Source organism: Mycobacterium parascrofulaceum ATCC BAA-614 (genome assembly GCF_000164135.1).
Taxonomy (GTDB): domain Bacteria; phylum Actinomycetota; class Actinomycetes; order Mycobacteriales; family Mycobacteriaceae; genus Mycobacterium; species Mycobacterium parascrofulaceum.
Window position 1 is genome coordinate 43,305 of the sequence record NZ_GG770557.1, and the last position, 5,425, is coordinate 48,729.

3 protein-coding genes and 1 pseudogene are annotated in these 5,425 nt (G+C 71.8%); all 4 read right to left on the reverse strand.

What is annotated here, in order from left to right; genetic code table 11:
- Positions 1 to 1,537 (reverse strand): annotated as a pseudogene (ftsW, locus tag HMPREF0591_RS21565) (putative lipid II flippase FtsW); the annotation flags it as partial.
- Between the two features lie 18 nt (positions 1,538 to 1,555).
- Positions 1,556 to 3,013: a UDP-N-acetylmuramoyl-L-alanine--D-glutamate ligase gene (gene murD / locus HMPREF0591_RS21570; RefSeq protein WP_244269083.1), complete on the reverse strand. Its 1,458-nt coding sequence runs from the start codon at positions 3,011 to 3,013 to the stop codon at positions 1,556 to 1,558.
- Position 3,014: 1 nt separating this feature from the next.
- Entirely contained in the window at positions 3,015 to 4,094 is a 1,080-nt protein-coding gene (mraY, locus tag HMPREF0591_RS21575; RefSeq protein WP_007170783.1) for a phospho-N-acetylmuramoyl-pentapeptide-transferase, read from the reverse strand.
- Positions 4,091 to 5,425 (reverse strand): UDP-N-acetylmuramoyl-tripeptide--D-alanyl-D-alanine ligase (locus tag HMPREF0591_RS21580; protein ID WP_007170784.1); only part of this gene is annotated, 1,335 nt, incomplete at its 5' end. The genes mraY and HMPREF0591_RS21580, both read right to left, overlap by 4 nt.

Here is a 5,425-nt window from a genome sequence, read left to right on the forward strand (position 1 = left end):
CCGTGCGGGTGGCCTTCCGGGGCGCCTTGCGGGACGCCTTGCCTGCGGGCGGCTGGGCCGCCTTCCGCGCGCCGTTGCGGGCGCCCTGGCCCGGCGGGTTGCCCCCGCGCTTGCGGTCGCGGAACGACTCCAGCCGGGTCGGCGCATACGGCTGGGGCAGCGGCAGCCGCAGGAACCGGTTCACCTTGTCGTCGCGTCCGGCGCGCAGGGCGGCCACCGCCTCGGGTTCGTGACGGGCCGCATTGGCCATGATCCCGATCATGAAAAGTGTTGCGGCCGTTGAGGTCCCACCCGCGGAGATGAGCGGCAGCTGAATGCCGGTGACCGGCAGGATCCCGATCACGTAGCCGATGTTGATGAACGCCTGACCCAGCACCCACATCGTCGTGGTGGCCGTCAGCAGCCGCAGGAACGGGTCGGCCGAGCGGCGGGCGATGCGCATCCCGGTGTAGGCGAACAGCCCGAAGAGCACCAGCAGGCCGAAGGCGCCGACGAAGCCGAGCTCCTCGCCGATGATGGCGAAGATGAAGTCGTTGTGGGCGTTGGGCAGGTAGTTCCACTTGGCGACGCCCTGGCCCAGGCCGTCGCCGAAGATGCCGCCGTGGGCCAGGGCGAACTTCGCCTGGCGCGCCTGGTAGCCGGTGTCCATGGGATCGTTCTCGGGGTTCATCCAGGATTTCACCCGGTCGGACCGGTAACCCGCCGACATGGCCAGGATCGCCCCGGCCATGAAGACGGCCAGCAGCGAGGTGGCGAAGACGCGCAGCGGCAGGCCGGCGTACCACAGCAACGCCAGCAGGATGATGCCCAGCGATACCGTCTGCCCGAGGTCGGGCTGCGCCACGATCAGCGCCAGCGCGATGACGGCGGCCGGCACCAGCGGGATCAGCAGCTCGCGCAGCGAGGCCCGCTCCAGGCGCCGGGCGGCCAGCAGATGCGCCCCCCAGATGGCGAAGGCGATTTTCGCCAGCTCGGATGGCTGCATGGAGAACCCGGCGACGACGAACCACTTCCGCGAGCCGTTGGCCAGGTTCCCGATGCCGGGCACCAGCACGAGCACCAGCAGGATGACGGTGACGACGTAGCCGGTGAAGGCGACCCGGCGGATGAACCGCACCGACATCCGCAGTGAGGCGTAGCAGGCGATCAGGCCGATCACCGTCCACAACACCTGCTTGCCGAAGATTACCCAGGCCGACCCGTCGGCGTCGTAGGACCGCACGCCCGACGCCGAGAGGACCATGATCAGGCCCAGGATGGTCAGCAGCCCGGCCACCGCGATGATCAGGTGAAACGAGGTCATGGGCCGGCTCAGCCAGGCGCCGAACCGGTTGCGCTCGGGGGCCGCGGCTTTCGCGGCGGGCTTGGCTTCCGACGTGCCCGCGACGGGGCCGGTGGCGCCCCCCGAAGCCGCCTCGCCGGCGCCGGATTCGGCCGGCTCCGCCGGGCTCTCGGCGCCGGCCGCCGAGGCTGACTCGGGGGCGACCCCGGAAGCGGCCTCGGAAGTGTCTTTGCCCCGGCGTCTCAACCGGGCCAGCGGGTTAGTCACGCCCGCCTACCGGGTGGCCGCGCGCACGGCGGCAGCGAAGGCGTCGCCACGGTCGGCGTACCCGCTGAACTGGTCGAACGACGCGCCGGCGGGGGCCAGCAGCACGGTGTCGCCGGGACGTGCGAGGTTGCGGGCCGCGGCGACGGCCGCGGACATGACGGAAGCGCCGAGATCCCCGCCGGAAGGTTTCACTTCTGTCACATCTACATCAATAACCACAGCCGTCGCATTCATATCAGCATCCTCGCCTGTCACAACCTGGACGACGGGGACATCCGGCGCGTGTCGCGATAACGCCTCTGCAACCTCTTGGCGATCTCGCCCGATGAGCACCGCGCCGACCAGCCGCGGGGCCATCCTGGCGACCTCGGCGTCGACCGACGCGCCCTTGAGCAAACCGCCGGCCACCCAGATCACGCGCGGGTAGGCCAGGACGGACGCCTCGGCGGCGTGCGGGTTGGTCGCCTTGGAGTCGTCGACGTAGGTGACCCCGTCGGCGACGGCGATCACCTCGGCGCGGTGCCGGCCCACCCGGAAGGCCGCGATCGCGTCCGCGATCGCCTCGGCGGGCACGTCGACGCTGCGGGCCAGCGCCGCGGCGGCCAGGGCGTCCAGGATCCCGACGGGTCCCGGCACCGGGATCGAGTCGACGGGCAGCAGCGCGAGGTCGTCGGCGAACGCGCGGTCGATCAGTCGGCCGTCGCGCACGCCCAGTTCGCCGGCCGCCGGCTCGCCCAGGCGGAAGCCGACGCGCACCGGCGCCGCCGCGGTGTCCAGCAACGCGGCGGCCCGGGCGTCGTCGAGCCCCACCACGGCCACCCGGCCGTCGAGCACCCGCGCCTTCGCGGCCGTGTACTCGGCCATCGTGGCGTGCCAGTCCAGGTGGTCCTCCGCGATGTTGAGGACGACGCCCGCCTCGGGCCGCACCGAGGGCGCCCAGTGCAGCTGGAAGCTGGACAGCTCGACGGCCAGCAGGTCGGCGGGCCTGTCCAGCACATCCAGGACCGGATCGCCGATGTTGCCGCACAGCACGCTGCGCCGGCCCGCGGCGGTCAACATGGCGTGCAGCATCGACGTCGTGGTCGTCTTGCCGTTGGTGCCCGTGACCACCAGCCAGCGGCGCGGCGGTCCGTACCGGCCCGCGGCGTCCAGCCGCCAGGCCAATTCCACGTCGCCCCAGACCGGCACGCCCGCCGCCGCCGCGGCGACCAGCAGCGGGGTGTCCGGCGAGAACCCGGGGCTGGTGACCACCAGGGCGTACTCGGCGACGCGCTGCGTGGCCGACGACATGGTCGCGGTCGCCGCCCCGGTGTCGGCGTAGCGCCGCAGCGTCGCCGGGTCGTCGTCGCACAGGGTCGGCGCCGCGCCGAATCGGGACAGGGCCGCCAGCACCGCCTTGCCGGTGACGCCGCCCCCGGCCACCAGCACGGGCGCGCCCGGCGCCAGGGGGCCGAGCCCGGGCAGCTCAGGCACCGATTGCGCCCAGCCATTCACCGTAGAAAAGCGCCACGCCCAGACCGCAGGTGATGGCCGTGAGCAGCCAGAAGCGGATGATCACGGTCGTTTCGGCCCAGCCGGCCAACTCGAAATGGTGATGAAAGGGCGCCATCCGGAACACCCGGCGGCCGGTGGTGCGGAAGGCGAGGATCTGCAGCACCACCGAAGTGACCTCGGCCACGAACAGCGCCCCCAGCACGACCGCGAGGATCTCGGTGCGGCTGGTGACCGACAGGCCGGCGATGATGCCGCCCAGCGCCAGCGACCCCGTGTCGCCCATGAAAATCTTCGCGGGCGCGGCGTTCCACCACAGGAAACCGATGCAGGCGCCGGCGGTGGCGGCCGCGACCAGTGCCAGGTCCAGCGGGTCGCGCACGTTGTAGCAGCCGAGACCGGGCGCGGTGACGCAGGCGTTGCGGTACTGCCAGAAGGTGATCAGCACGTAGGCGGCGGTCACCATCGCCATGCAGCCGGCGGCCAGCCCGTCCAGGCCGTCGGTGAAGTTGACCGCGTTGGACCAGGCGCTGACGACGACCACGCAGAACAACACGAACAGGCCCGGCGCCAACGTGACGGTCGCGATCTCACGCACGTAAGACAGGTCCGAGCTGGCCGGCGTCAACCCACTGGCGTTGCGGAACTGCAACACCAGCACCCCGAACAGCACCGCGGCGGCCACCTGCCCGATCGTCTTGGTCGTCTTGTTCAGCCCGAGGTTGCGCGAGCGGCGGATCTTGATCAGGTCGTCGAGGAAGCCGACGCCTCCGAGCACGGTGGCCAGACTCAACACCAGCAGACCCGACGCCGAGACGCCCTCCCCGTCGAACGCCAGCCCGGCCAGGTGCGTGCCCAGGTATCCCGCCCAGATGCCGGCCAGGATGGCCACCCCGCCCATCGACGGCGTGCCCCGCTTGGTGTGATGGCTGGGCGGGCCGTCCTCGCGGGTGTGGTGGCCGAAACCCTGCCGGGTGAACAACCGAATCAGGGCCGGGGTCAACAGGATTGACACGGCGAGCGCGACGGCCACCGCGATGAGGATCTGCCTCACGAGCCCATCCCGCCGTCGCTGTTCGCGGAACCCTCAGGCAATGGTGACGACCCGCTTCGCCCGGCTTCGCCGCCCTCGCGATCGTCACGGGCCAGCGCGTCGGCCAGCGTCCCCAGCCCGGCGGCGTTGGAGGCCTTGACCAGGACGACGTCGCCGGGCCGCAGTTCGGCCCGCAACAGCGCCAGGGCGGCGTCGGCGTCGGCCACGCTGACCGCCCCCCTTTCACCGGAAGCTCCCCACGAGCCTTCCATGACCGCTCCGTGGTGCATGGCGCTCATCGACCTCCCAGTTCCCACGACAACAAGTCGAGACACATCTAAGCGCACCGCCAGCCGGCCGATGCGATCGTGCTCGGCTACCGCGTCGTCGCCGAGCTCGGCCATTTCGCCGAGCACCGCCCAGCTCCTGCGCCTTTCGCCGGCCCCGGCGCCGTGGGCGATCCAGGCCAGCGCCTGCAGCCCGGCCCGCATCGAGTCGGGGTTGGCGTTGTAGGCGTCGTCGATGACCGTGACCCCGTCCGCGCGCGTCGTCACGTGCATCCGGTGCCGCGACACCGGCCCGGCCTGCTCCAGCGCGGTGGCGACCTGCTCGACCGTGGCCCCGCACTGCAGCGCCACGGCCCCGGCGCACAGCGCGTTGGTGACCTGGTGGTCGCCGTACACGCCCAGCTGCACCCCGACCTCCACAGTGCCTTGGGCATTCATCGCGTGCAGGGTAAAGCGCGGCCTGGCCAGTTCGTCCAGCGACACTCCGTCGGCCCAGACGTCGCTGGGTCCGGAATCGGTGTGGCTGGACCGGCTGACCCGGACCACCCATGCGTCGGTGACGCGGGCCATCGCCGCCACCATCGGGTCGTCGACGTTGAGGACAACCACACCGGACGACGGAACGGCTTGGGGCAGTTCGGATTTGGTGCGAGCGATGGCCTCGCGGGAGCCGAACTCGCCCAGGTGGGCGGTGCCGACGTTGAGGACCACCCCGATCGCCGGCGGCGCGATCTCGGCCAGCGCGGCGATGTTTCCGGGGTGGCGGGCCGACATCTCGAGAACCAGGTAGTCGGTGCGCCGCGTCGCGCGCAGCACCGTCCAGGGGTGTCCCAGCTCGTTGTTGAACGAGCCGGGCGGGGCCACCACCTCGCCCAGCGGCTCGAGCACCGCGGCCACCAGGTCTTTGGTCGACGTCTTGCCCGACGAGCCGGTGATCCCGATGATGGTGAGCCCGCCGGCCACCAGCTCCGCGGCCACCGCCTTGGCCAGCTTGGCCAGGGCGGCCAGCACCGCCGCGCCCGAGCCGTCGGCGTCGTGTTCGAGCACCCCGGCCAGGCCGTCGGC